Raw genomic sequence first — 2607 nt, 5'->3', positions numbered from 1 at the left:
TTGGATTGTGCTGAGCTGCCTTGATGGATTGACAAAGCGCTTTGGGTACTTTGGCGCTCCAAAATGCGTCAGCATTCTTGAGCACAAATAAAAATAACATGATCTGCGAAAAACTACCATGCCCCGCGGCAAAGAGCGAAAAAAAATGATATTTGTGCCTTCTTAAGGAATCAAGGCCAGTTAATAGCTGGAAAGATGCTGAAACAAGTTCAGCATGACGACCGCCTTAGGACTATACACAATAAAACTTAGGTAATTAAGGCATTTACCCATCCTAGCTTTTTCACCACCTAAGTTACCTTAGCACATCTTAGTTGATAAATAGCTAAGATTGTTATCAACAAAAAAAGGTTCAGCTGTTTCCAACTGAACCTCCAGGTTTCATCCCGCCTAGGCGGAAATAATAATTATCTTAAATCTACCACTTCAACACCAGGATATTTTTTGGCATCGAAGGCAAAGGTAGTTTCTGGTATATTTACATTTGGCGAAAATGTTTTCACATTGTAAGTGTATTTGTTTCCGTTTTTATCGAACAACACCACATTGGCAATTTGTTTAGCCGCTTTATCGATACTTAAACGTACTTTAAAAATCGATTTTTTAGCATCAACAGGTGTTAAATCAATCATTTGATAAGTTTTGGCACCTGCTTTTTCTTCACCTGTGTACACATATTTAAATCCTTTTTCGTAAACCGTAAAAATCTTTGCAGGGTTAATGGCATCGCCACTATTATCTACATTGCTCACTTGGACCTCTTTATCTTTTTTCAAATAAGTCCATTGGCTTTTACCATCACTAAACAATTCTTGATTGGTCATCGCCACTTTATACTTATTAGAATTGGCTTTAACATACAAGGTACCTTGCTGGGTTTCTTTTACTTTTGCCTTTGGATTATCCAAAGTGAAGGTAAAATCTGTTTTTACAATATTATACGATTTGTATTTTTTACTCACCTCAGCTAAAATGGCTTTAGCTTTCGCATCAGTTTGAGCATAAGTTGAAGTTGTAAAAGCAACTACAACCATTAATGCTGAAATTAATTTCTTCATCTTTTCTTTTTTAAATTTTTCCTTTGAAACGTTAGAGTAGATTTTTTGTTATTGGTTTAATCTAATCTTTGTCATTCATACTATTCAAGAACTGTTCCAAAGAATATTCATCCGGATACAAGACTTCGCGCGCCTTACTTCCTTCAAAGGGACCAACAATTCCGGCGGCCTCTAATTGATCGATAATCCGGCCTGCCCTGTTATAGCCTAATTTTAGTTTACGTTGTATTAATGAGGTAGAACCCTGCTGATGCATCACAATCAGTCTGGCAGCATCTTCAAAAAACTTATCGCGTTCATTAGGATCAAAATCGGCCTTACTGCCCTCCCCTGCTTCATCTATATATTCTGGCAGTTGATAAGCATCAGCATAACCGCGTTGGTTACCAATATACTCAGAAATCCGGTCTACCTCAGGTGTATCAACGAAAGCACACTGTAGCCTGATTAAGTCGCTACCTGTAGATAAAAGCATATCACCGCGGCCAATTAACTGATCGGCGCCACCACTATCTAAAATGGTTCTCGAATCGATTTTCGACAATACCCTAAAGGCTAACCTGGCCGGGAAGTTGGCTTTAATGGTACCTGTAATAATATTTACCGATGGACGCTGCGTAGCCAGCACCAGGTGAATACCGATTGCCCTGGCCAACTGTGCCAAACGTGCAATTGGCGCCTCCACCTCTTTACCCGCAGTCATCATTAAATCGGCAAACTCATCTACCACTAAAACAATGAAAGGTAAAAAGCGGTGGCCATTATTTGGATTAAGCTTACGCTTAACAAACTTATCGTTGTATTCTTTTAAATTCCTAACCTGTGCATCTTTTAATAAATCGTAACGCTGATCCATTTCGATACAAAGTGAATTTAAAGTATTTACAACTTTTTTGGTATCGGTAATAATTGCATCGGCCTCTCCCGGTAGTTTAGCTAAAAAGTGCCTTTCAATTCTATTGAATAAAGTTAACTCTACTTTTTTCGGATCGACCAGTACAAATTTCAGTTGTGCAGGGTGTTTTTTAAACAACAACGAAACCAGAATGGCGTTAATACCAACCGATTTACCCTGACCAGTTGCCCCTGCCACCAACAAGTGAGGCATTTTAGCCAAATCTGCTATAAAAACCTCATTACTAATGGTTTTACCTAATGCAATAGGCAAATCCATAGTGGTTTGGCTCCATTTTTCGGTATTTAGAATGCTGCGCATCGGTACCATTTCTGGGTGCTGGTTAGGTACCTCGATACCAATTGTACCCTTTCCTGGCATTGGTGCGATAATACGGATACCTAAAGCTGCTAACGAAAGCGCAATGTCATCCTCCAGGTTTTTAATCTTCGAAATCCTTACCCCAGGGGCCGGAATAATTTCGTAAAGGGTAACCGTTGGGCCAATGGTTGCCTTAATCTTATCAATTTCTATATTGTARTGATTAAGGGTTTCGACAATTTTATTTTTATTGGCTTCCAATTCTTCGGCATTTACCGAAATTTTATTGGTGCCATAATTTTCGAGCAAATCTATTGTTGGATACTTATAACC

Annotated in this window: 2 protein-coding genes; both read right to left on the bottom strand. The window is 38.6% G+C overall.

Annotation, left to right across the window (positions count from 1 at the left end; all coding sequences use genetic code 11):
* Nucleotides 1-407: 407 nt before the first annotated feature.
* On the bottom strand, nucleotides 408-1058 hold the full coding sequence (gene lolA1 / locus AC1DPQ_RS24230; RefSeq protein WP_230143997.1) for an outer membrane lipoprotein periplasmic chaperone LolA1: 651 nt from the start codon (nucleotides 1056-1058) through the stop codon (nucleotides 408-410).
* Between the two features lie 61 nt (nucleotides 1059-1119).
* Nucleotides 1120-2607, bottom strand: a 1488-nt coding sequence (locus AC1DPQ_RS24225) for a DNA translocase FtsK (protein ID WP_477611132.1), incomplete at its 5' end; no start/stop codon positions are given.

This window comes from Pedobacter sp. 01T416_2 (assembly GCF_056398925.1).
The sequence above is the reverse complement of the archived record's forward strand: the minus strand, read 5'-3'. Positions and strand labels throughout refer to the sequence as shown.